Raw genomic sequence first — 25102 nt, 5'->3', positions numbered from 1 at the left:
CACACAATTTAAAACGAATATACAATGAAACAATACAAAACGAACTCATACACCAAAACAACAAACAAAATACCTGAAAATAATAAAAATTAATGCAAAAAAATTTTTAATAAATAATTAATTTTGAGTCGCCCTCTTTTTTGAAAAAAAGAATATGAGGGATGATTAATCCCCTATTTTGAAGTTTATTTTCTGCGATAGTATGGAACAATGCAGAATAAAGCCATTGCCAGAAGAGCTAAAGGATTGCCTGTTGCATGCATTGTTTTAGATGCACTGGATTGATCATTGTTGCCGCTTGAACCTTCGCTAACTGTGAAAGTATCATTGGCATAATATACTTCCATAGCGTTATCTGCAAATACGGATGCATCTACAGTTTTGCTTCCGCTTGTAGTAACCAGAAATGTCAGGATAATTTCTTCAGTACTTGAACCAGCAAGGGAATCCAATTTAATAATATATCCCCCATCAACTTCATCCACACTATGATCTGAATCGATCAGTTTAAAACTTGCATCCAGATTTTTATAAATGTCTGTGAATGAGAATTGCGCTTCCACATTTTGGGCATCGTTACTTCCTAAGTTGGTTAAAATGAGTTTAACCCTAATTTTGTCACCCACTTTAGGATTTTTGTCAAGAACAACAACTTTAATATCAACATCAGTAGCATCATTACTTGATGGTTCCTCATCTTCTTCGGCAGTTAGTGTTTCAGTATTCTCATCAGCTGCAAGAGGTTCATCACTGTCTTCATTTACAGCGATTGTTTCATCAGCATTATCAATTGCCAATTCATCAACATCTGCTACATCTTCTGCAACTACAGAGCTGACGGATAATAGGAATACGGATATTAATAATGCTGCCAATAGCTTATTTTTTATATTCAATTCTATTCCTCCATAATTTAAAGTTTCGAACAATTGAATAAATCAACACCAAATATACCTGACCTCATATAAAGTCAAAAATATACCTAATAATTCGACTTATTGTCTATTGCCAATAAAATATTTTAAAAATATGTTTGTGACTATTTTTTACATTGATTATATATAGAATATATGTTTTTTTCCTACTATTTATTGAAATTATTCAGTATAAAACAAAATATTAAACATATTTTTTTACATTTACTGTTATAAAATGAATTATTATTCAAACTTGAATAGAAAAACACCTGAAATCATCTTTTCACTTTTTTGTTATACTATCAATTAATTATTAAATTTGCATTGAATAATTTAGTTATAACTTAATAATTAAGCTTATTTTAATCTTTAACTACTTAATATTGCCTAATTAGTAACAAGCTATGCGAATAGCGTTTAAACTTATATTCTTCGCGAGCATTTTTTCCAAAAGCTATGCTTGAGGGAAAATGATTCCCGGAGCATGTATGTTTAAAAAGGTGATTTAAGATGTTGAAAAAATTGATATTGATGTTATTTTTCTTATTATTAGTTGTTGGAATTGTATCTGCAGCAGATATTGATTCTGCTGATGATGCTCTTAAAATCGATGAAAACATAGGAAGCGAAATAGTTGAAGTTTACAGTGAAGAGTCATTGGAAGAAGGTCAGCAAAGTATTGTAACAGTTAAATTCATCAATGAGGTAACCGGAGAAGAATACGGATCTCAAACAAATACCATCAGCGAAGGAGGTTCCTGGGGCATGGGCATGGCCAAATTCAACAATATGATAGCAAATCACAAGACATTCAAATTAGACGGATACAAGTACACTTTCACTCACTGGAGCGGTGAAAATGGCATTGTCGAAGGCACACAGCGATTTTACTGCACCGGCGAGGATTACACCGTTGCATATTACGCCCATTATGACAGGGAGCTGTTGGGAAGGTTAACATTCATCGTGAATGATGAGCATGGACATAACGGACATACAATGACCTACAACGATGAAGCAGACTACAGATTCACTTTCAAGGACCCCGTTGATGTAGAGGAGGGCTATGAATTTCTGTATTATGAGGATGCTGAAACCGGCGAAATCTACAATCCCGGCGATATTTTCGCTATGGCATATTCCGAGTTTCAAGGCCAGGACATGACCGTTACAATAAATGCAATCTATGAAAAGATAGTTGAAAACGATACCGAAAACGAAACAAGCGTTGACAATAATCAAACAAATGAAAATGAAACAGCCATCGACAATGGTACTGCAGAAAATCAGAGCGAAAATGGAACAGTCATAGATGATGGTGATGAAACAATCAACAGCGATATTATCATAGGCAATGATGGGGATAATTCAACAAGCAATAATCTTACAGGCATTTTAAGCAATCATAAGACAGGCATTGTCTTTACCGCCTTGGTTGTTTTGGTAGTAGCTGTAATTGGTATTTCACTATACCACAGAAGACGTGAGTATTAATGTTACCATGCCTTGCCTTTTTAAGGTGAGGCATTAATACTCTTTAGATATTATAAAAAATAAGGAAATGAGATAGTTAAATCCCAATTATTTTCTTACTCGATTCCATGGGTTAACTTTTTGATTTTGCCGCCGAATAATAACCATAAAACACCAGCAGCGACCAGTATTATTACAAACATCCACATGAATGACATGACGCCTGCAATAGGAATTATTCCAAACAGCATTTTGACTTCAGTGAATGTAGTCGGAATTGCAGCTGCAAACAGCCCTGCCATTATTTCAGAAGCCGCTGTTGCTGAAAACATGACCCCCATCATTAATGAAGTGTATTTTACAGGAGCCAACTTTGAGATGAAACTTAGGGAAATAGGCATAATCAGCAATTCACCAATCACTATAAACACTGAGAAGAGCACCAGCCAGACCATGTTGATTTTGTTGACAGGATCATAGAAGTATAACGGTATCAGAAGCATTACAAATGCGATTGCTGAAATTATTAATCCAATCCCGAATTTGGAAATTGTGGACGGTTCCCTGTTTCTTTTTGAAAGCATATCCCAAACCTTTATTGTAACCGGACTGAGTATTATGACAACCAGTGGAGGTATACTTATAAACAGCTCCGGAGATACTGCAAAATTGGTGAACGGAATAATATTATTGACAAAACCCAAGTTGAATATGATGAATGAAGTGTTGATCTGTTCCAGTGACATGTAGTATAAGATTATTACAACCAGCACTAAAAGAATCACGAAAATACGGTCGATTTCAATTCTGGACAATTTTGTTTCGTTAATATTTTCAACAGTCTTGTCTTTAAGGTATTTTTTATTTTTGGAAATAGGAATTGTGCCTACAGGTTCGCCGTTTGGCAAGCATAGGTATCTCCTAAGGGCTATGAACATGGCCAATCCCGCAAATATTATGATTGCACCCAGTAAGAATCCGTATTGGTATAAACTTGGATTATTTGCCCCTACAACGAAATTCAAAACGAATGGTGCTAAAAATCCGCCGATATTGATGAACATGTAGAATATGGTATATGCTGAATCCAGAAGTTCTTCCTGACCCTCATAGAATAAGCCGATGAATGATGTTACGCTAACCTTAAAGAAACCTGAACCCAGGGTCATGAATAAAACACCAAGCAGGAAAATCATTTCAGGATAATTAAACAGCAATGTGGAATGCATGGGCACCCTTTCCAATGCAATGTACAGGCTGGCATCATATGTGAAAATCAGCTGTGAAACAATCATCAGCATTCCGCCTATGATGATGGATTTTCGGTTGCTTATGTATCTGTCTGTGAGATAGCCCGCCACCAGCTGGAAAAGATAAGTGGATGCAAGTATTATCCCATAAAGAAAAGTGCTGAATCCTGATGAAAAGTGCAGCACCTGCATCATAAACAGGACCAATATTGATACAAAAACATAAAAACTGAATCTTTCCCACATTTCCGTGGTTGCAACTATATACATTCCCATAGGATGTTTCATAAATCTACCTCTATATTATATTTAACAACTTAATCAATATTAAACTTAATTATTCAAAATAGTGATTGGATGTCATGTTGACATTAAGAGGTGTTAGGCTTGGCCTTTTTTCAACGAAAAGTGCATATCCGTCGCTTCCTTTCTCATACTGCTTAACAAGATCAGATGTAATCATGACCAAACCGTCACTTTCATTATTTCCATCCAATGGATAGCTGAACAATTCCGCCTTCTCCTCATCAGTGTTGTCAATCACCTGTTTATCAAGCATCTTAGGTGACAGATGGGTGATTTCTACTTCTTCGGATTCATAGTTTGAAGGCACATTCAGGTTATACAAATCAACGCCTTCAGGAAATCCCTCATTGATTATCCTGAGAACCAAATCATGCAGAACCTTCTTTGTCAAAGTAAAATCGTAATCAATATACCATTCCCCGTTCTCATCCTGTTTATAAGAAGTTTTCGGATCAACGAACAGTGAAACGGCAATTGCGGGAATGCCTAGGCTGACCGCTTCAAAGGCGGCGCAGACAGTTCCTGATGAGGTAATGTCACAGCTAATGTTGACGCCCTGATTTATGCCTGTTATAACCAAATCAGGTTTTTCATCCATTACATATTTTGCACCAACAATAACCGCATCGGCAGGACTTCCTGAAACTGAAAACGCGGAACTTCCATCTTCCAGGTTACAGGAATTTAATTTCAGATGCTTGAACAATGTTATCCTACGGCCGACACTGCTGTTATTCTCATCCGGAGCCACAACGCAAACATTAGCCAAATCCTCTACAGCCTGCTTAGCGGCCAATATTCCCGGCGCAAAAACACCATCATCGTTAGATATTAGAATATTCATAAATGTCAAAACCTTAATCTTTAAATAATATTATATTTTTCATTTAATTAAAATTTATCCTGCGCCTGAAATCGATAGACATAATAGGAAATGATGAAATATAATGTAATATGAACTTGCCTATGAATATACTTGTTGGGAATTTAATCTCTTTGGTGGCCGGAATTTTTTTAATTGTAAGCTTATGCGTCAATAATGATAAGCAGGCCTACAAATTCCAGTTTCTCAACACATTAACATTGGTGTTTGCTTCCTTTTTCTTCAATTCCATGGTTGGTGCAGTTGTCATGGCAATTGCATCCGCAAGACTTTTCATGGTTTTTAAAGGCAGGTTCACATTGAAATGGGCTGCATTTTTCCTCATATTGTCTGTGACTGTAGGTTTTCTCGTAAACACCTTAGGATGGGTTGGCCTGATTCCTATCATTGCAGTAATACAGATTACAATATGCAATTATGCATATAAAGACATCAGATGGATTAAACTGAGCCTTATTGTAAATGAAGCATTCTATATTCTATATTTCTATCTGGTATTCGATTTCGTATCGACATTTGTGCAAATCGTAACAGTATTCATCGGATGCATCTCATATCTCAGATTGGTTCAAGTGCGAAATGCTGAAATTGCCTGCTAGCATCATATGCAAAGTATTATATGGCTTATCAATTATAATTAAATTGTAAGATTTTCAAATTATAAACAGAAATAATGAATGTCATGCAGCAAAATACTTTAGATACAAAAACACGAAACCTGATACTCATACTATTTTTAATAGGCGTATTCATGGGATCATTGGATACTGGAATAATCGGTCCTGTCCTGCCCTCAATCGAACAGAGCTTTAATCTGACAAGCCGTGAAGCCAGCTGGATATTTACACTCTTTGTAATATTTTTCATGATTGGCTCTCCGGTCATGGCCAAATTTTCAGACTTTTACGGAAGAAAAAAGATTTTCATTTTGGATGTGATTCTGTTTGCAGTCGGATCCTGCCTGATTGCTTTTTCCTTTAACATTGAATCAATATTTTTAGGAAGAGTTATACAGGGATTTGGTTGCGGAGGAATTTTCCCTGTTGCAGGAGCATTCATAGGCGACACATTTCCACTCAACGAAAGAGGAAGGGCATTGGGAATACTTGGCAGCGTATTTGGCATTTCTGCAATTGGAGGTCCTTTATTGGGAGCCGCTCTAATCCCATTCGGTTGGAATTGGTGTTTTACAATCAACATTCCCATCAGCTTAATGCTGATAATAATCGCCTACCGCATCCTTCCGGATTTGGAATACAGCGAGAAACTTAAAATAGATTATCTGGGCATTGTTTTTTTGAGTCTGATTGCAATATCTTTATCCTATGGTCTGAATCAAATAGATTCAAGTAATTTCATCGGCAGTATTCTATCGACTGATGTTCTGCCGTTTTTAATCATATTCATTATTCTAATTCCAATTTTTTTCAGAATCGAAAGGAGAGCTGAAGAATCCATCGTTCCAATACATATGCTAAAAAACAGGGAAATAAGAATTGCCTGCATTGAAACATTATGCTACGGACTCATCTATTCATCAGTGATATTTATCCCATCATTGGTAATCCTTTCCATGGGTTTTGATGACCAGCTTGCAAGCCTAATGTTAATTCCCATCCTGGGAGCAAATGCTGTTGCCGCACCGATTCTTGGAAGGGTTTTGGATTCTACCGGTTCAAAAAAGCTCATGACAATCGGAACTCTCATAATGACTTTTGGTCTGATTGCTATAGCCATATATCCGGGCAATCTGATATTTTTCCTGATAGCCGGCTGTGTGATAGGTGTAGGGATGGTAACAATTATCGGAGCTCCCTTAAGATATATTGTTTTAAGTGAAGCCAAACCACATGAAAGGGGTGCCGGACAAGCCATTGTTAACATGCTGTCAAGCGCAGGTCAGCTGATTGGCGGAGCCCTGATTGGTGGGATAATCGCATCCTTTTCAGGAATACTGGGTTATAAGCTCAGTTTGGTTTTAGCAGGCATTGTGGCATTTGTCGCATTCCTATTCACTCTAAGACTTAAAGGCCGCGACGAACAGATGGAAACAATGAAATCAAACCAATGAAAAAAAAGAAGAGGAGATTAAATTTCCCTTAGCAGGTCATAAAGTTCAGGAATTGCCTGCTCAAATTTAACCCCATACTTATGGTTTTCATCACCGACGGTTTTTTCAATCGCCTTTCTGGTGAATTCTCCTGATATTTTAGCGGCTGAACTAGGTGATTTTCCAACCATTGTTGATCCCACAAATGCTGATGCAAAAACATCACCTGTTCCATGGGACACATAATCAATCTTATCGTTATAAACCACTTCTGCAGATGATTCAGTTTTATCAAAGACAATCATTCCGACTTCATTGTTTTCATTTTCATATCCTTTAAGGATGACATGTCTTTTTGTGAATGATGAAAGTTCTTGTGCCATGTCCAGCATTTCTTCCAGCGTGAATGTTTCTTTCCATGGCTTATGCAATATGTAGCAGGCTTCTGTTGTGTTTGGGAGGATGTAATCTCCTAGTTTGCACAGCTCACCCATCTTGTCTGCAAAATCCTGGTCAAAACCATTATAGAATTCTCCATGGTCAGCCATTGCCGGGTCGACAAATACCAATCCGTCAGGTTTTAATCTGGAATCGATTATATCTTTGATGTAGTCCAACTGTTCCGGTGATGCGATAAAACCTGTATATACCGCATCGAAATAGATTCCTTCACTTTCCCAATGTTTATTGATTGCCGGAAGGTCTTCTGTCAGATCCCTAACAGTATAACCTGTAAAACCTGAAGTGTGTGTGGAAAGGACCGCTGAAGGCAGAACAGCAGTTTCTATTCCAAAAGCTGAAATGACGGGCAATGCTACTGTTATAGAACATTGGCCGTAACATGATATGTCTTGTATTGTTAGTATTTTTGTTGTTTCATTCATCTAATCAACCAAAAAATTGTTTTTTAATATACTATTTAAATTCATTCTTTAAATATATAATCATTTTTCGAATTGTTTAAAGAATTGAGATGATGCACATTTCAAGTGATGAACTGGCAGGATAAGCCTTGCGGATTGTACAAAAAATATTTAATCTTAAAAAACAAAACATTATAATATTATTTAACGGATGAGAATTATGAATATTGATAAATTGATTGGCAATACGCCAATGATAAAGATTAACTATGAATATGGCGAAAAACAAGGAAGCATATACACCAAACTAGAATATTACAATTATTCCGGAAGTATCAAAGACAGGATTGCCTATTACATCATTAAAAAGGAAAAGGAAAACGGCTATCTCAAGGACGGTCAGGCCATCGTTGAGGTGACAAGCGGAAATACAGGCATCGCTTTTAGTGCAATCGGTGCTCTTTGCGGCCATGACGTTCATATTTTCATGCCTGACTGGGCATCTATAGAAAGAAGAAAACTCATTGAAATGTATGGCGCTCACGTTCACCTGGTATCCCGGGAAGAGGGAGGATTCAAAAAGGCCCTTGAACTTGCAGAGGAATTCGCCAATGAAACAGGAGCATACAGACCGCTCCAATTTGACAATAAATTAAATCCTGAAGCCCAATATAAAACTACAGGTCAGGAGATTATTGATGCTATTCCTGACGTTAATGCATTCGTTTCAGGAATAGGTACTGGAGGTACTTTAATCGGAATTGGAAAACGTTTGAAAGACAATAATCCCGATTCCAAATTATTTGCCCTTGAACCGTCAACATTATCAATCCTTAAAATGGGAATGGAAGAGGGAAGCCATATGATTGAGGGCATTGGCGATGACTTCATACCTGGCATCGTTGAAAAAGAATTGATTGATGAGATTGTATTGATTGATGATTTGGATGCAATCAACATGTCCAAGATAATAGCAAAAGAGTTCGGATTGGGAATTGGCATTTCAAGTGGAGCAAACTTCCTTGCCAGCGTTTTAATGGACAGTGATGATTTGAAAATCGCCACAGTCTTTCCTGATGACAATAAGAAATACATAACCACCAAATTATCCGAAGAAATTGACAAAGATCCTAAATTACTTTCCAATAAAATCAGACTTATTGATTTTGAAGTAATTTGAATCTTCTTTTTTTTACTGATTTTCAGTTTTTGCTAAAAGATTAAACAGAATATCGCACATTTTATTAATGCAGACTGTGAAAATGTCCCTGGACAATAAGAGTACGATTGCAGCAGATACTGCAAATGCAAAAATCAAATGGGCCAAACCGGTACTGATGCCAAGCAGATCATAATTCTGCTGGATTAATTTTATAAAGTAGACATGAAGGACATATACCGCCATTGAGTTTCGGCCTATTTTTGTTATGAAACTTTCATTATTTGAAACAAAACTGGTTAAAACCAAGGTGAATGCAATTCCAAGTATTAATACAATTGCCCTTAAAATCATGTCAAAATTATCCCTATATGCTGATGTTAGGGAGATTACTTTAAATGGCATGTATAATGCTGAAAAGGCACAGGCCATAACGACCACTAAGGCGATAATAATCTGAACAATCTTATTGTTTAGGATATTTGAGATTTGCTGATAATTTTTTTGAATATTTGCTTTTATATCCTTATAGTAGAAACCGATTAAAAAAGCCGGTGTAAATACGATAAATCTTGAAAATCCAAAATAGGACCTGAAATCTAAAAATCCGATTAACAATGCAATTAAAAATGCAAGGATGATTGGATATTTTAACTTATCATATATAGGCAATGCGATTTTCATCATAAACAGGGCTGATAAAAACCATAGGGCAAAGGCTGTATCGAAAAACAATATACCCTTATCCGGTATTCCTGCAACAATGCAAAAAACATGATATATAATATTGAATATGATAAATGGAATTATTAATCTTTTGAAGGCTTTTATCGGTTCATCAGGACCTATTTTGGAAAAGTATCCTGCAACAAAAAAGAAAATCGGCAAGTGAATTATATAAATAATGTCATGAAGCCATTTGACGCTTGTATATTTTGTGACAAAAAGCATGTGCCCCAATACGATAAGGAATATTGCAATTCCCTTCATGTTATCATACTTATGAATTCTTACCGTTGCCATAGATTCACCTAATCATTCTTGAATCAATATTTGTAATCGATTATTAATATATTTATAGCCTTGGATTAACATCCATTTAAATTAATTTCAGACCTAATTAAATTAATGTTTCATAGAATATTAATTAAAATAAATATTTCAAAATCAAAATATTTTATAGGCATTATTGAAACCCTACTGTAAAAATATGGAAATATATATGAAATGATGAAAAATAGTAATTTCAATAGAAAAATATTGAAATTATCTATCAATCAAACCTCTTTTAATCCGCTCCCACATGGCCTGCTCCTCACCGCATCCACTCATGATAACATATTTATATTCGGAATTGCGGGCAAGCTCTATTAATTTAGATATCCTAACATCCATCTCCTCATAACTCAAAGGATAAAACTCGGCATCACCATATTCCTGTTTAATGATTTCATAATATTCCTTTGCCTTATCGATGGATTTTCTTCCGGGAACGACAATGACATGTTCAGGATTCATGCTCCTAATGACTTTGAAATGGTCATTGAATATGTCCTCCTCGTTTTCTTCGGGAGTAGTATAGATAAATTCCAAAGGAGCGTCGACAAACTGGTTCATGAACATTGCATTGATTTTAAGTGCATCACCGTTATCTCCCTGTCCGAGCCCGACGAATTTGCCTCCGATGTCAACCACTTCAAACCTTCCAGGAGGTATGAATGACATGTCAAGGTTATCGAAGACCTGATGGATAGTGGATTCGATATTTTCAACTTCTGGTGTGAATGTGGCGTAAGCTGTTATTGAAGCCAACGTATTGTAAATGTTATGGAAACCGAAAGGCGGAACATGCAGTTCAAGGTCAAGATGAACATTTTTGGAAGTTGTATAATTCAATAAATTCCCTTCAATGCTTAAAATCCATTCGTCAGGATTGAATTGTGCATTAATCAATTTTACATTAGGTTCAGGGCGTTTGAATCCGCAACTGCAGGAATAAATTCCCCTATGGTTAAGATAATGTTTGGTGTAGGTTAACTTTTCACCGCATTTAGGACAGCTTACAGTTTCTGCGCCGATATCCTCAATGCCATCTGTTGAAATGCCGTAATAATTAACGTTCACATCCTTTTCCTTTTCAAGGCCTATCAAAGCGGTTCTTGGATCATCTGCATTGGTCACTACGGTTCCCCTTTCCATTCCCTGGGATAATAGTTTTTTAGCTTTGAAATAATCTTCGAACGGATTTTTAACACCTGCAACCTGAGTATGCTCCTGGGAGATGGTGGTATATACAACCCCAATAGGTTTGATGAGCTTTTCAACGGTGTCAGGGATTCCGTAAGTCATGTTCCGAATACCATATTCGAATATGCCCAAATCGCCTTTTTGCGTTAGAAGAGAAGTGACCATTGAATTAAGAATGTTATTCTCATATGTCTGTCTGATTTGAATATCATTTGACATCAGTTTAATCAAGAGAGTTGTTGTGGTTGTTTTACCATTTGTACCTGTTATAAGAACAGAGCCGATCTTCAATTGTGAAGCCAACTCCTTAATTGAATCATAGCCTCCAATTTTGGTAAAAATGTGGCCTGCATAGGTTCCGCCACTTCCGGAACCTCTTTTTGCTAATGAAGCTACGACTTTTCCTGATAATTTTGCTATATTAAATTTCAATAAATTAACCATCAGTATATATTATGTTTATTTAGTATATAATAATTTAGCATCGAATTAATCAATCAATTGCTACCTGACACTTTTTTAAGGTATGGAATTTTATTTATAACGGATAAAATCAATAATGAAATCGATAATGTTAAACTGACAAACAACGGAATCCACAGCAGAGGACTTTGTTGCGTATAGTCGGTGAGTCTTAACAGATTCATTTTCAATGAATGCAGAACCATATAATGAACCAGGTAGATGCCGAAACTGTAATTGCTTATATATGTCAATGCCTTTCCAAGGGAATTATTTTCCAATTTGTCCATTAATTCTGTTTTAGATAGATATTTGAACATCAAAAAGAAGTTGACTGACATGAATAATGTTCTTAAATTGAAATATCCTGAAGCGATGAAATGACTGTGGGACTGGGACATCGGCACAACATAGCCAAAAATGTATTGGAAGTAGCTAACAATGAACAGGAAAGCAGTTATTAAAACTAACCTGTTTGCGGAAATCTTTGATTCAAGATAGTTTGTATTGGCTATGAAATACCCGATGAGGATATATGACATGAAAGAAATGAAATAGGTTATCCTTGAAGGGTATGGATTGAACAAACCAAACTGCACAATCATTATGTAAATCAGGGATATCAATGCCAATGCATTGATGAAGTTATTGTCCAATGAATATTTCTTCAAAACAAATGAAATTTGGTTAACTAAAAAAATGCAAACATATGCAATAATAATCATCCATATAAACCAGAATGCGACGCCGAGCGTGGATGATGTTCCAAAAAAGATATCGATTGCATTGCTTAAGTTAAATCCGTGTGTTACATAAAAAGATGAATAGATTATATAAATCATGACCCAAAATAGGAATGGTATGAAAATTCTTGAAAGTCTCTTTTTGAAAAACGTTTTCAGCGAATCCTTCCTATTTAGAAGCAATGCTCCGCTGAGCATTACAAAGACAGGTATTGAAAAATCTCTGAAGCAATCAAAAAATGCAGATATATAGAAATCAGGGTTATTGATTCCAGTTATGACGAATACGACTGATGCATGGCAAAACACTATTCCGATTATGGCCAATGCCCTTAAAACATCATAATAGAATATTCTTTTTGATTGGTTCATATGATTATATTTGTATCATAGCATTCATATAATGTTTGGATTGGTTTTAATCCTGATTGCAACAAATGGAATTGCCAGAAGCATCATGATTATTGAACCGAAGAAGATGTATAATATGTTGATTTGGTCAATAATGAAACTTCCAACCATCGTTCCGATAAATATGGATACGTTACACATTAGCAGGAATATTCCATTGGCAAATTCGGGAGCGTCACGGATTGATGATGTAACCCAATATTGGGAAACTGTATAAGCGGATCCGTCAAATATTGAAAATACCATCAGGATACAGAACTCATAGAATGGAAATCTTGCAAAACTGCCAACAACAAACATCACTATCGCAAATCCGATTGGGTACAGGAATACCGTTTTATTACCGTCCCTATTGATGAGATGCCCGAAAAGTGTTGTTCCGACAAGAGACATCATTCCCATCAGGAATAAAGTTATGAACAGCATTTCCGCATTCATATGTGTAACCTGGTCTAGATATGTTGGGATGAAGTTGTATGTGATACTTATGCCCACGACCATACAGAATACGTAAATAATCGAATACAAAAAGAGTTTGGATTTTGCATGACTGATTTGAATGACAACAGACTCCTTGTTTCCTTCATAACTAGGAACAAATGATATTGTTAACAATACTGCTATAATATCAATAACGCACAGCCAGAGCATTGCTGCCTGATATCCGTAGGCAAGCCCCAGATAGGAGGTTATGGAAAGTCCCACAATACTTCCTGCAGAAATACCCAAAACTACCCTATTTGTATATTCAGGATTTATTCTTTCAACTACAGTCAAAGCTGTACTTACTGCAATCGGATATAGGAATGCGGGAATGATTCTGAAAATCAGGGCAACATAATAATCAGTGATGAATAATTCGAATAGATTGCATACTGATGTGATTATCAAAATAATCAGCATCATCTTCTTCTTTTCAAATCTTGAAAAAAGAGCAGGTGTGATTAAACTGGATACGCCCAATGTCCCTGCAAATATGCTTGCATATAAACTCGCAAAACCAATGGAAACATTAAAATACAGTTGGATGACTGAAATAATCCCCACCAAACTTAAAAGCGTTGACATTGCAAAGCATACAAAAGATAATGACCATACAGTTTTTTCCACCATGAGGTAATATTTATTTTTAGACAATATAAATATTGTCTACCGCTGAAATCAACTCCAACATATGTTGGTCTTTTATTTCCTGTTCGGCAAAACTGTATTCCTCAAAATAAAAAGCGGGAATGCCGTTTTCATTTAATGGAATTGTCAAATAGGGGCCGCTTGTAGTTGAATCAGGCGCATAATATGCAATATCCGCACAGTTGTCGGCAACCTCCCGTGCATACCTCTCGCCCAATCCCCCTTCCACTGGGCTGAATACGAATGTTTTATAATCATATGCTCCGACATTCGAGTGAACGTCAATAGCCAAACTGTAATTTCCGCTTTGTATCTGCGGATAAATATATTTCAAGGCTAAATTTTGACCGTTCTGTCTTCCAGGGTCATCGTAATCATTGAACGAACCTCCATAGGATCCCACATCCTCTGTTACATTGATTATATATATGTCATAGCAACAGTTGAGGCCATCCACAGTCGGTAGCAGTCGGACCAATGTCTCATGGGTGAGATGCTCCAACGGATGAACGCCTACAACATAAGCTATTCTTTCGCCATCAGGATTGCCGATGCCCCTGATAACCTCAACAGTGCCCGGATCATCACTGTCATTTGCCAATGTAACTCTACATGGCATCTGAGGGGCTTCAGTCTTGTCTTCAATATTGGAAATGATGAGAATGCTGAAGACCAGAATTATTATCAGCAATATTGAAATGACAAGGTGTTCTTTTTTTATCATGATTACAAGTCGTAATGAATGTTATGCAACTTATACAGACATACTGAACTGCTTGAAGGGAATGTATAAATCATATAGTCAAGTTCTTCAAGGGTGATATTCTTGTTTATGATGAATGAGAACATGTTCGCCACGTTTTCAGCATCGGCTGCAAATATTTCGGCACCGACAATGTTCAAATCTTTATCAACGATCACCTTTGCTTCAGCTCTGCCGTCGTTTTTGAGTACTGGAGAATATGATCTGCCGTATCTAATTGTGTGAACTTCATATTCATCGCTCTTTTCAGCCACATATGCCGGCACTCCAACAGTAGCTATTCTTGGTATGGTATAGGCAACTGCCGGAACAACAGGATATGTTATCTCATCAGCCTCGCCCAGCAGTTCCTTTGCAAGATATTTGGACTGGTGAATGGCTACAGTTACCAGTTTTGCAATTCCTGTATCTGCAACATCACCACAGGCATAAATGTTTGGAACATCGGTCTGCAGGTGCCCGTTGACTTTTATTCCCTGGCTTGTGTATGTCAAACCCACATTTTCAAGGCCTATGTCCTCGACATTTGCTGTTCTTCCCATTCCTGCAATTACATAATCTCCGGTAATTCTCAGTCCGCTTTCACAGTTGACGGTGAATGCATTTTCATAACCCTTATTGTCAACTTTTGCTTCAGGGTCCCTTAAATCATCATCACTGTTCATTGCATCTTTGACGTTTAAAACCTTTTCTTCAGGATTATCAATAATTACATTGTCACTTTTGATGACTTCCTTTACTGTCTGGTTAAAATGGAATCGTATATTTTTCTCTTTAAGGATTTCGATGACATTTTGCACATATGGCTGGTGGAAGTATTTCAAGGCCATATCCCCTCTGATAATGACATCGGCCTCGAGGCCGGCTTCCGCAATAATGGATGCGAATTCCATTCCTACAAAGCCCCCTCCAATGATTATCGTATGTTTTGGAAGTTCATCAATATCCAAAAAGTCATTACTGTTATGCAGATATTCCTTTCCTTTAATATCTGGAATTACAGGCTTTAATCCAGTGCATATTACAATCTTGTCTGTAGTGAATGTTTTATCTGCGACCTGGACTGTGTGTTCATCCAATATTACTCCTTTTCCGTGTGCCACGTCCAAATCATATTCCCTGAATTTGCCGTCAAGGAATACTGACATATTGGCAATGCGCTCTCTTTTCAGTTTCATCAAATCGGGCCAGTTTACATCAAAATTACCTGATTTGCCGTAACCTTCAAAATTATCGGCCAATGCTTTTACTTCATATGGTGAGTCTACAATTGCCTTTGAGTTGCATCCTCTATTGGCACATGCTCCTCCATATAATCCCTCTTCGATGATTAACACTTTGAGTCCTGCTTTTCTTACAAATCGACCACCTTGCCATGCTGCGTTTCCACTACCAATATATATTACATCATAATCCATATTTTAACCTCTTAATTAAATTTGTTCAATATGATATAAAAAGATAATTTTTTAAATGGTAAAAATATTGGTTTTGGTATCTAAAAAAAGAAAAATAAGTTATTTGTTTTTGCAGCATCCGAAAAAAAAGTTCTTTACTTTTTTGGTTTTTGAATTTTTATTTTTTTCTTCCCTCTTATTTCTTTCATGCATATTTTTTCTTGCTTCAACCATGTTATCCATGATAATCACCTCAAATTTTGGTATGCCTAAATATATTTTGGCAAGACTATTATTTATAGTTTTAGAAAATTATCAAAAATATGTTTAAAAAAAAAGAAAAAAGAGATAGTTAATTAGAATGTTATCTCTCTATAAATGCCCTTTAGAGTAAAGGAGTTTGTATTCCAATTAACAATTTTTCCAAATGAATTTCTATTACTGGTAGCGTCCGCCACAGTCCATGTATCACCAATCAATACTTGTGTCCATACATGACCATAGGTACTGCCACTAGAAAACTTACAAGTTCCGTGAACATATCTGGCATAAAGACCTGCGGTCCTAAACATTGCAACCAATAAATGTGACTGGTCAACACAATTACCTGATCCTGCAGTTAATGTACCGACTGCACCGTGTTTAGTATCATAATAGAAACTATATGAAATTTTATCTCTAACATAATTGTAGATTGCCTCAGCTTTGGCCCTATCAGAAGTTAAATCTTTGGTTAAAGAATGAACGACTGTCTTAATCTTTGAGTTGCCCACTTGACAGTTGGTAGTGGATTTGAGATATTCCGCCAATTCTTTAAGGGAAAGAGTGTTTTTCTCATTAAGACCTGTTCCGGACGGTGAAGAATCACTGGACCCATATGTGATAGTCACATAATTAGGTAGCTGATTATTATTGTCTCCGTAGAAAGCCAATATTCTAGCACTTGCGTCAATCAATTCTTCAAAGATAATTTTACCAACACCAGTGGAAGCATAATTAGGTGCTCTGTTGTGGTTGTTCATATAAGTTACAAGATTGTTCGCCAATCTTAAATAGTTATCTTTAGTTAATTGTCTTGAGTTTATATTATCTCCAGTTGGAGAAGCAGGTGCTGCAATTCCACTTTTATAGGCAATATCTTTTGTATTGGAGTTTCCAAGCTGAACGATAGCCTGACTCATTAGATAAAGGAATTCAGGCATTGTTAGAGTAACTCCTCCAGCAGTCACGGAAGCCGGTAATTTCTTATTGTTTTGATAATAAGTTTTCACGGTTTTAGCTGCACTTATTATATCCTTAATGGAAATAGTAGGAATCTTTTTCACATTAAGTGTAGCGGAACCTGAATTTGGCGCATTAGTGTTGTCACCGGCATAACTGAATGAAACGCTGTAATCTCCTACAGGGAAAGATATGCTGAATGTCGCATAGCCTGTAGAGGAGGTTGTAGCAGTATAAGTTTTTGAGTTTACAATCAATTTAACAGTTCCACCGGAAACTGCCTTGTTGTTAGAGTCCAGTACCTGAATTTGAACCTTTTGAGTTCCTTGATAGAATGAGGTTGAACTTGTCCATTTTATAGTGGTAGGTGCTCTTTCAACAACATTGATAGTGCATGAACCTGTTTTCGAATTGATTTTTGAATCAGCATTATTGGTATAGGTTATTTCGTATGTACCAATGGCCAAATTGATTGGAAGTGAAACGATACCGTTACTGTCAGTAGTTAATGTGGATTTCACACCATTGACTGTGAGTGTTACTTTTTTATTGACTAAAGGAACAGATCCTGAAGTTAAAGCAACCTTAAATGGTGTTCCTGCACCATGACCAAAAGTGGTTGTACTTTTAACAGTAAAAGTTGGGTTTTTGCTTGGAATAATATATAGCTTATTTGAAGCACTGGATGCCTTGTAGAAGCTAGTCTTTGTAAAGTAATAATATACATTATATTTACCTGCCGCCAAATTCGGCAATTTAAGGCTAGCAACACCATAAGCGTTAGTAGTTCCAGTATATTTCTTACCGTTCACTTTAAATGTGATTTTTTGACCTTTGCCTGGCGCATAACCAAAACTGTTAAGCAGTTTTACTCTAATCACTTTGCTTGATGCATTTTTAAGGAAAGTGTAAGCGTTAGTGGTTAAAGTAGTTCTTGCATTGTTATAAACTTTAATAGTATTAGTTACCTGCAAACCGTCACTATTGATTGATATGATCTTATAAACCCCTCTTGCAAGAGATGTTAAAGATAGTTTAGCTACTCCGTTAGCATTAGTTTTTACATTATATGTTCTGCCGTTAAGCCTAAATTTAATTGTTTTTTTGGCTAATGGCTTACCATTACTTTTTAAAAATGTCGCAGTAAATTTTCTTGCGTCTGTGCGAACCTTTTTAACATTGGAAGCAGTAATGGTGGATAAAATTTTAAAGTTTGTAGTTAACTTTTCACCTGTTACCGGATTTTCAGCAACAACTTTATAAGTTCCAGGCTTAAGATTGATTGCCAATGTGGCAACGCCTTTATTATTGGTTTTCACAGAATAGGTAACACCATGTACAGTGATTTTAACCAGTGTATTGACCAATGGAGTTCCATTCAAATCAACAAAGGTTACAGTATACTTAGTGCTTCCCTTGTAATATTTAGTAATATCCTTTGCAGTGATTGATTTTGCAAGGCTCACGAATGAACCGTTATTATCACTTGTTATTATATTACTGTCATCAGTGTTAGTTGATAAAGTACTTGAATTTTCCGATTCTAATACATCGATTGATGCATCATTATCAACGATGGACTCATATGTATTGTCTTGAGATGGATCAACTTCTATCTGATAGTCCAATTGATCATCCGGAGTTGTAGAATATGAATCCGTTACATTTACATCACTCGCATAGATTGTACCAATCGATAATGCAATAATCAGTACGAACATGAAAGTGAGTAATATTTTTTTGTTCAAAATATTTTACCTCCATAACAATTTCGAGCTATAAAAATCTCGTACAAATATATTTTATACAAATATCTTATATAAACATTTTTATTAGCTAAATCCCATTAAATAAGTTTAATTTTAAAAAATAAGATTGAAATATTATTAAAATATTGAATTAAAGTGATATTTACTTAAATTATGCTATAAAAAGGTTAAATCATATGAAACTATTTATAAAGCTAATTCAATATATAAAATTTAAAAACTTAATCTTACATCGATTAATATAAAATTACATAAAGTTTTAAGTAGTTTAATGAAAAATAAGATAATTTATACTATAAAATAAGATATTCGCTAACAATTACCTATTATCTGTAAAAAATAAGAATTTTAATAAAATTAAAAAATTTTGAAATTTTTTTTATGGATAATTAAAAAAAATTCATAAGTATCCGTCATCATAACGATAGCCATCATTACCCCTGTCGTAATGCCTGACCCTTCTGGTGTATTGGTACTTAGCAGGTTTCGGCTTAATCTTTTTGGAATCCTTGTAGGTGATATAGATTCCCAGAATCCATGTCAATATTGAAAAATAATGGAAAAAACCAATAATGAACATTCCTAAAATATTGAAAAGCACACCAATTGCAAAAAACATTATTCCCTTTGTTTTATCCCCAAGATAAACAAGGCCAATGCCTGTAAATAAAAATGACCATAATACTGCAATGGTTGGACTCTTTTCACTCATTCTTAATCCTCCAAGTAATTACTTTAAAAATGCCTATCTAAAATTATATCTGCATTAATATTTAAACTAATCGTTTAATACTATGAAAGAGAAATATTTAGGTATGAATAAGAAAGTGATTATATTGATTGCCATTGTTATATTGGCCATTTCTGCATATGGTGCATATTATATAAGCGATACATACCATGCAGATGAAACCGCACTTAAATATATGAACGGCACGGATGATGTTGCAGTTATTAAAACAGAAAACGGACTGCTTCTTGATGGGCCAGGAAATGATACGGCATTAATCTTTTATCCTGGAGCCAAAATCGAATATATCTCATACTTGCCATTATTGACACAGATATCAACTGAAGGAGTTGATTGCTTTTTAGTTGAGATGCCACTTAATCTTGCGATTTTCGGAAAGAATTCAGCGGATGACATCATCAACCAGTATAACTATACTGAATATGTGATGTCCGGCCATTCATTGGGAGGAGTGATGGCAGCCCAATATCTGAATGAAACAAACAATACAGATGCACTGATTTTGTTGGCGGCATATAGCGACAAGCAAATAAATAAACCCGTCCTGTCCATCTATGCAACTGAAGATAAAGTCCTGAATATGGAAACATATAATGAAAATCTTCCTTTTATAAGCAATAACCTGTCTGAAGTCATAATCGATGGTGGAAACCATGCACAAATAGGCAATTACGGCAATCAGCCTAAAGATGGAATTGCTAAAATATCCCCTCAAAAGCAGCAGAAAGAGATTGCAGATGAGATAATCCGATTCATTGACGGATTAAATTAACTGGTGTATAATATGGAAATAAGTGCTGATGAAATGAAAAGGACGATTGAAAGAATCTATAAAAGGTTGGATGAAGTTTCACCTGTTGATTTTGACTGTGGGAAATTATGCGGAGAGGTATGCTGCGTTTATGATGCTGAAGACTACAGAAATGAGGAACTGGCACTGTATCTGCTTCCGGGTGAGGAGCTGATGTATGAAGGAAGTCCTGATTTTGACCTGTATTATATGGATTCATCCGAAATCAAATATCCACATTCATGGAAGGGCCAGATTTATCTGGTTAAATGCACCAATCCTCCGAAATGTGACAGATCAATCCGGCCGATTCAATGCAGGACATTTCCATTAATACCTCATCTTGACAGGAAAGGCGAATTTCATTTAATATTTGATGAAAGCGAATTCCCCTATGAATGCCCTATCGTCCATGACCATATCAGATTGAATGACGATTTTGTAAAAACAACCTATGAGATATGGATGGCGCTCATGGCCAATCCATTGGTCTATGACTTGATAGATATGGATTCAAGAATGAGGGACAATCGGAAAACCGATTATGAAATAGTCATCTGAAAATACTTATATTTAAGTTATTAACAAATTAGTATTATGTACCGCAAAATCATAATTTCTATTTTAGTCTTATTCTTTTTAATTAGTGCGGTGAGTGCTGTCGACTCATCAAACTGGACTACTGCAAATGTAGGCTATGAAGAATTCAGAATACCTCCTGAATATGAAAATCCATACAGCAGCAACTTTCATATGTATGAATACGATGAGGACATTGATGTTTTCACAGTAAGATATGTTAATCCGGCTATAATGAGCTTATACGGATACTTTCTAGAGCACAATACCGCCAAAAAGGTTGAAGTTGCAGGCCATGACGCCATTCATTTTACATCATACGACAGATATGATGAGAAAAACAATTCAAAATTATGGTTTTCAGCCGGTGAAGAGTTTTACTATGTCGCTTGGAGGGGAACAAACATCACCGAAAACATTGAAGAAGTAGTAAAGAGCTCTTCAGATTCCAATTACACCCATGAAGAATTCTATGATATATTGAATGAGGAATATCACAACTATAAAATTGTAAATTCAATTGAATCACAGAGATATGATTACCCGAGAAGCGACAGCGGCCATCATACTTTTGTATCTCTAGGAAGCAATGGTGTTAATTTTGGAATTATGACATGAACTCATAATTTCCAGTTTATTTCTTCAATATCATTTCTGGCAAGATATTCGTTTGCCAATTTGAAATGATTGCAGCCTAAAAAGCCGCGTCTTGCAGAGAAAGGTGAAGGGTGAGAGGTGATTAAGACAAGGTGATTTGGATTTGTAATCAATTCCTTTTTCTTTTCAGCCTGTTTTCCCCAAAGCAAAAAGACAATGGGTTGTGAATGATTATTTAAAATCTCAATGACTTTATCTGTAAATGTCTGCCATCCGCATTTGCTATGGGAATTAGCGTTTCCGTCTTCAACTGTAAGAACTGTGTTCAATAGAAAAACACCCTGTTTTGCCCATGAATCCAGACAACCTGATTCCGGAATGGGATAATCATACTCGTCATTTATTTCTTTAAAGATGTTTTTAAGCGATTTTGGTATCGGTCTGCCGTCAGGTGTGGAAAATGCAAGTCCATGAGCCTGACCCTTTTCATGATATGGGTCCTGGCCTAGGATAACCACTTTTACATTTTCTATTGGTGTTAATCTGAAAGCGTTGAAGATTTCATCATAGGGAGGATATACTGTTTTTGTCTTATATTCCTCATCAATGAACTCTTTTATATTTAAAAAGTAGTCCTTTTCAAATTCCTCTTTTAAGACTAAATCCCAGTCATTTCCTATCATGTTATTCCCCGATTAGTTTTCCTCCACTATTTTTCCGCTCATATGTTCTATGGTTATTTCAAATACCTCTGTTCTATGCAGCAGTCTTGAGATTTCATCAACTGTTTCTTCATGAGTGGGGAAGAACTTGTCTCCCAAGTGAGTTAGTTTTTCGACTTTTTCATCATCATCGGACAATGTCCTGATTTTTCCAAACACTATGACGCTTTTGAAAGTGTATGACCATCCGTCATCATTTTTCACTCCCTTATCCATAACACAATAGGATACCTTATCATGTCTTTGAACTGCATCGTTTTTATGTCCTTTCATCGCTCCGTGAAAGTATATCTTACCGTCCACATATACATGACTCATAGGAATAGCATATGGATAGTCATAATCGCCCAAAAGGGCCAGAACTCCCCTTGGTTCATTAATCAGTATTTCAACACATTCTTCAGCGGTGAGTTCCTGTCTGTGTCTTCTCATCTTTCTAAACATAATATCTAAGGAATAGCAATAATTGCAAATATGAAAAATATTACTGCAATGCATAAGCAGCATACAGAATGAATTGAAGGACCATTATTTTCTTTGCTTTTGAATGGATTTATTAACTCAACAGGATTGTGGGCATATTTATCATTATTGTCATATACATCCCAGAGTTTGATTGCAACCCAAAAGGACCTTACTATACAAATCAGCTGCAACAGCAATGCAATTATAAGAACATAATCTGTTTGATTAAACTTAAAAATATCAAATCCAAAGATTATACTATAAATTAAATAAAAAAACCATGGTGTCTCGTATGCAATTCCTTCAATAGTCCAATTCCTGTTGCTGTGTTTGGAACCGATATAAATAAACCCTAACCCATTGAAGAAACTTATAAATGAGAGGATTACCCACCATAATCTTATTAATTTTTCAAATACATTCATATTATTCAATTAAATTATTGTTTGTTTCAATCTTTTCAACAACCTTCTGACCGTCCTGGGCCATTTCACTGAACATGTCAATTGTTTCCTTCATCTGAGGCAATGCCTGAACTTTATATGTGCTTACATCCTCAATGGCTTGGAGAGCTTCGGCAAATGACGCTTTCAATACATCAGGTGAAATCATAGTCTCCGCACTGTGCTTTTGGATTTCACTGCCCTGTTCCTTAAGCATGTGGGATGTGGATTCTATGATGTTTTCAGTTGTCTGGTTTAAAACGTTGATTTTTTCCATGACGATTTTCTGATCATATAATGCACTTGCAACCATGACCCCTGTTCTTAAAGCGGATACGGTTACGTTTTTAGCACGGTTTACACCACGAATCAGTTCCTTGTTGTTGCGTCTTATAACATTAAGTGAAACGATTCCTTGCTGGTTTACAACAATCATCTGCTGCATGTCCATGATTCTTTGCCTTAACGGGAATAGGACCTCTTCACGCACGAAATCTATTTTGTTCTGGTCAACACCTTCGATTTCAGCAGTCTGTATTTGCGCTTCGATGGATGCATCCATCTGTTTACCAAGTTCAATGTCGGCAAGTAGCTTATTGGTCACTTCTCTAAGATAGTTCTCTTCATTCAAAAGTGTGGTATTGTCATTCTGCAATACTTTACTGCTTTTTTCAAGAGATTGTACAATGTCAGAGATGGCAACTTCAGCCTTTTCATATTTCGCAAAGTATTTTCTGATTGGATTCATGAAGTTTCCGATGACTCCCTTTTTTGCAAAATCGACTTTACTTGGGTCGAGGTCTTTCATCTGTTTGTTCAGTTCGATTAGCTGTTCGCCTATATTATCTGCATCTTTTCCGCCTTTTGTTAAATCAACGAATCTTGTTGACAACATTTCATTATGGGATGCTGATTTTGACATTTCATTCAAACCGAAGTTATCCAACGGTTTTAAAATGCTTTCTCTTTCCTGAGGATTATCCAAATCCGCATCAAATATTGCTACAGCATTATCATCTGCCTGGTTTTTGAGATTTGAATTTTCCAATTTGGTTTTTTCTTCATTTAATGAATTTTCTACGTCTTCTTTAATGCCGTCTACATCTAATGAGAATTCTGCCATAATATCACCTTAATTTAAAAAATCAATCTTGTTTTTATTTATAGTTTCTGTATAAGAATCAATTACTTTTCCATTTTTTATAACGTCAACTGTCACATGGTCAGGGTCAGGCAACTTATATGTTGTATAAAATCCGAAACTGATATCGTAATTAGTTTCATAATATACGCTTTCTAAAGTTTCTGTCTCATGACCAATTTCATTACCTTTACTGTCAAAATATGTTGTTTTTATATTATATCCTTTTGAATCATCCGGAATGCCATTGAATATGGCTGAAGTATATAATGTATAACTTTCCTTGCCGCTGTCACTGTCCCAGCCACCTACATCAGTGATTGTCAAATCAACATGTTCCACATCATCAACCACATCATCCGGTGAGTCATTTCCTCCCATGCTTGTGGTTAATATGAATATTCCTCCAATGACAAGTATTGCTGCAATCAGAATTATGAATATGGATCCATTTGAAAATATACTTGAGCCTACACTCTTTGTATTATCAAAACTGTATCCGCAGTCCATGCAAAATTTAGCATTGTCGGGCAATTCTTTTCCGCATTTAGGACAATTTTTTGTCATTA

Annotated in this window: 25 protein-coding genes; 7 read left to right on the top strand and 18 right to left on the bottom strand. The window is 35.8% G+C overall.

Translation table 11 applies throughout. From position 1 onward, the window contains the following. Positions 1–185 precede the first annotated feature (185 nt). The gene (locus IJF99_RS05145) at positions 186–896 is read right to left on the bottom strand and encodes a hypothetical protein (RefSeq protein ID WP_292792759.1); all 711 of its coding nucleotides are present in this window, start codon (positions 894–896) and stop codon (positions 186–188) included. A 531-nt stretch (positions 897–1427) separates the two neighbouring features. Between IJF99_RS05145 and IJF99_RS05140 the strand changes: the two genes are divergently transcribed. Beyond that, positions 1428–2411, top strand: coding sequence for a hypothetical protein (locus IJF99_RS05140; RefSeq protein ID WP_292792757.1), 984 nt, complete (start codon positions 1428–1430; stop codon positions 2409–2411). A 95-nt stretch (positions 2412–2506) separates the two neighbouring features. Here the strand turns inward: IJF99_RS05140 and IJF99_RS05135 are convergent, their stop codons facing one another. Both IJF99_RS05135 and surE read right to left on the bottom strand, forming a co-directional pair. Next, positions 2507–3928 (bottom strand): peptide MFS transporter, encoded by a 1422-nt coding sequence (locus tag IJF99_RS05135; protein ID WP_292792755.1) that lies wholly within the window; start codon positions 3926–3928, stop codon positions 2507–2509. 49 nt (positions 3929–3977) lie between these two features. Further along, positions 3978–4790: a 5'/3'-nucleotidase SurE gene (gene surE, locus IJF99_RS05130; RefSeq protein ID WP_292792753.1), complete on the bottom strand. Its 813-nt coding sequence runs from the start codon at positions 4788–4790 to the stop codon at positions 3978–3980. A gap of 110 nt (positions 4791–4900) precedes the next feature. On the opposite strand from surE, the gene IJF99_RS05125 reads away from it, so the two are divergent. Together IJF99_RS05125 and IJF99_RS05120 are read left to right on the top strand one after the other, a co-directional pair. Further along, positions 4901–5428, top strand: a complete 528-nt coding sequence (locus tag IJF99_RS05125) for a YgjV family protein (protein ID WP_292792751.1) — start codon at positions 4901–4903, stop codon at positions 5426–5428. 83 nt (positions 5429–5511) lie between these two features. Further along, positions 5512–6900 carry an MFS transporter gene (locus IJF99_RS05120; RefSeq protein WP_292792749.1) on the top strand — a complete coding sequence of 463 codons (1389 nt, stop codon included), beginning with the start codon at positions 5512–5514 and terminating at the stop codon, positions 6898–6900. A 17-nt stretch (positions 6901–6917) separates the two neighbouring features. Here the strand turns inward: IJF99_RS05120 and IJF99_RS05115 are convergent, their stop codons facing one another. Next, positions 6918–7763 (bottom strand): pyridoxamine kinase, encoded by an 846-nt coding sequence (locus IJF99_RS05115; RefSeq protein ID WP_292792747.1) that lies wholly within the window; start codon positions 7761–7763, stop codon positions 6918–6920. Between the two features lie 199 nt (positions 7764–7962). Between IJF99_RS05115 and IJF99_RS05110 the strand changes: the two genes are divergently transcribed. Continuing rightward, on the top strand, positions 7963–8922 hold the full coding sequence (locus tag IJF99_RS05110) for a PLP-dependent cysteine synthase family protein (RefSeq protein ID WP_292792745.1): 960 nt from the start codon (positions 7963–7965) through the stop codon (positions 8920–8922). Between the two features lie 12 nt (positions 8923–8934). On the opposite strand, the gene IJF99_RS05105 is transcribed toward IJF99_RS05110, so the two are convergent. From IJF99_RS05105 to IJF99_RS05065, 9 genes are all read right to left on the bottom strand, one after another. Continuing rightward, complete coding sequence (locus tag IJF99_RS05105) at positions 8935–9924, bottom strand: acyltransferase family protein (protein WP_292792744.1); 990 nt, start codon at positions 9922–9924, stop codon at positions 8935–8937. A gap of 243 nt (positions 9925–10167) precedes the next feature. After that, positions 10168–11592 carry a Mur ligase family protein gene (locus IJF99_RS05100; protein WP_292792742.1) on the bottom strand — a complete coding sequence of 475 codons (1425 nt, stop codon included), beginning with the start codon at positions 11590–11592 and terminating at the stop codon, positions 10168–10170. A gap of 53 nt (positions 11593–11645) precedes the next feature. Further along, positions 11646–12725 (bottom strand): acyltransferase, encoded by a 1080-nt coding sequence (locus tag IJF99_RS05095; protein ID WP_292792740.1) that lies wholly within the window; start codon positions 12723–12725, stop codon positions 11646–11648. 24 nt (positions 12726–12749) lie between these two features. Next, positions 12750–13877: an MFS transporter gene (locus tag IJF99_RS05090; RefSeq protein ID WP_292792738.1), complete on the bottom strand. Its 1128-nt coding sequence runs from the start codon at positions 13875–13877 to the stop codon at positions 12750–12752. 16 nt (positions 13878–13893) lie between these two features. After that, positions 13894–14619, bottom strand: coding sequence for a hypothetical protein (locus tag IJF99_RS05085; RefSeq protein WP_292792736.1), 726 nt, complete (start codon positions 14617–14619; stop codon positions 13894–13896). Positions 14620–14621: 2 nt separating this feature from the next. Then, complete coding sequence (locus tag IJF99_RS05080; RefSeq protein WP_292792734.1) at positions 14622–16076, bottom strand: NAD(P)/FAD-dependent oxidoreductase; 1455 nt, start codon at positions 16074–16076, stop codon at positions 14622–14624. A 99-nt stretch (positions 16077–16175) separates the two neighbouring features. Then, entirely contained in the window at positions 16176–16298 is a 123-nt protein-coding gene (locus IJF99_RS05075; protein WP_292792731.1) for a hypothetical protein, read from the bottom strand. A gap of 113 nt (positions 16299–16411) precedes the next feature. Continuing rightward, positions 16412–19024: an Ig-like domain repeat protein gene (locus IJF99_RS05070; protein ID WP_292792729.1), complete on the bottom strand. Its 2613-nt coding sequence runs from the start codon at positions 19022–19024 to the stop codon at positions 16412–16414. Between the two features lie 421 nt (positions 19025–19445). Further along, positions 19446–19757, bottom strand: coding sequence for a hypothetical protein (locus IJF99_RS05065; protein ID WP_292792727.1), 312 nt, complete (start codon positions 19755–19757; stop codon positions 19446–19448). An 82-nt stretch (positions 19758–19839) separates the two neighbouring features. Between IJF99_RS05065 and IJF99_RS05060 the strand changes: the two genes are divergently transcribed. The 3 genes from IJF99_RS05060 to IJF99_RS05050 are packed head-to-tail and all read left to right on the top strand — an operon-like array spanning position 19840 to position 21783. Further along, complete coding sequence (locus IJF99_RS05060) at positions 19840–20568, top strand: alpha/beta hydrolase (RefSeq protein ID WP_292792725.1); 729 nt, start codon at positions 19840–19842, stop codon at positions 20566–20568. 12 nt (positions 20569–20580) lie between these two features. After that, positions 20581–21147, top strand: coding sequence for a hypothetical protein (locus tag IJF99_RS05055; protein WP_292792723.1), 567 nt, complete (start codon positions 20581–20583; stop codon positions 21145–21147). A gap of 36 nt (positions 21148–21183) precedes the next feature. Further along, on the top strand, positions 21184–21783 hold the full coding sequence (locus tag IJF99_RS05050; RefSeq protein WP_292792721.1) for a hypothetical protein: 600 nt from the start codon (positions 21184–21186) through the stop codon (positions 21781–21783). Between the two features lie 2 nt (positions 21784–21785). On the opposite strand, the gene ung is transcribed toward IJF99_RS05050, so the two are convergent. From ung to IJF99_RS05025, 5 genes are read right to left on the bottom strand one after another with little or no spacing between them, the layout of a single operon-like run. After that, positions 21786–22445: a uracil-DNA glycosylase gene (ung, locus tag IJF99_RS05045; RefSeq protein WP_292792719.1), complete on the bottom strand. Its 660-nt coding sequence runs from the start codon at positions 22443–22445 to the stop codon at positions 21786–21788. 12 nt (positions 22446–22457) lie between these two features. Continuing rightward, positions 22458–22928 (bottom strand): pyridoxamine 5'-phosphate oxidase family protein, encoded by a 471-nt coding sequence (locus IJF99_RS05040; protein ID WP_292792716.1) that lies wholly within the window; start codon positions 22926–22928, stop codon positions 22458–22460. Between the two features lie 5 nt (positions 22929–22933). Further along, complete coding sequence (locus IJF99_RS05035; protein ID WP_292792714.1) at positions 22934–23374, bottom strand: hypothetical protein; 441 nt, start codon at positions 23372–23374, stop codon at positions 22934–22936. Position 23375: 1 nt separating this feature from the next. Further along, a complete protein-coding gene (locus tag IJF99_RS05030; protein WP_292792712.1) occupies positions 23376–24515 on the bottom strand; it encodes a toxic anion resistance protein in 1140 nt (379 codons plus the stop codon). Positions 24516–24524: 9 nt separating this feature from the next. Continuing rightward, complete coding sequence (locus IJF99_RS05025) at positions 24525–25100, bottom strand: zinc ribbon domain-containing protein (protein WP_292792710.1); 576 nt, start codon at positions 25098–25100, stop codon at positions 24525–24527. Between the last annotated feature and the right edge of the window lie 2 nt (positions 25101–25102).

It is taken from the genome of Methanobrevibacter sp. (genome assembly GCF_017406825.1).
In the GTDB taxonomy this organism is placed as follows: domain Archaea; phylum Methanobacteriota; class Methanobacteria; order Methanobacteriales; family Methanobacteriaceae; genus Methanocatella.
This window is presented reverse-complemented; position numbering and strand designations above follow the sequence as displayed.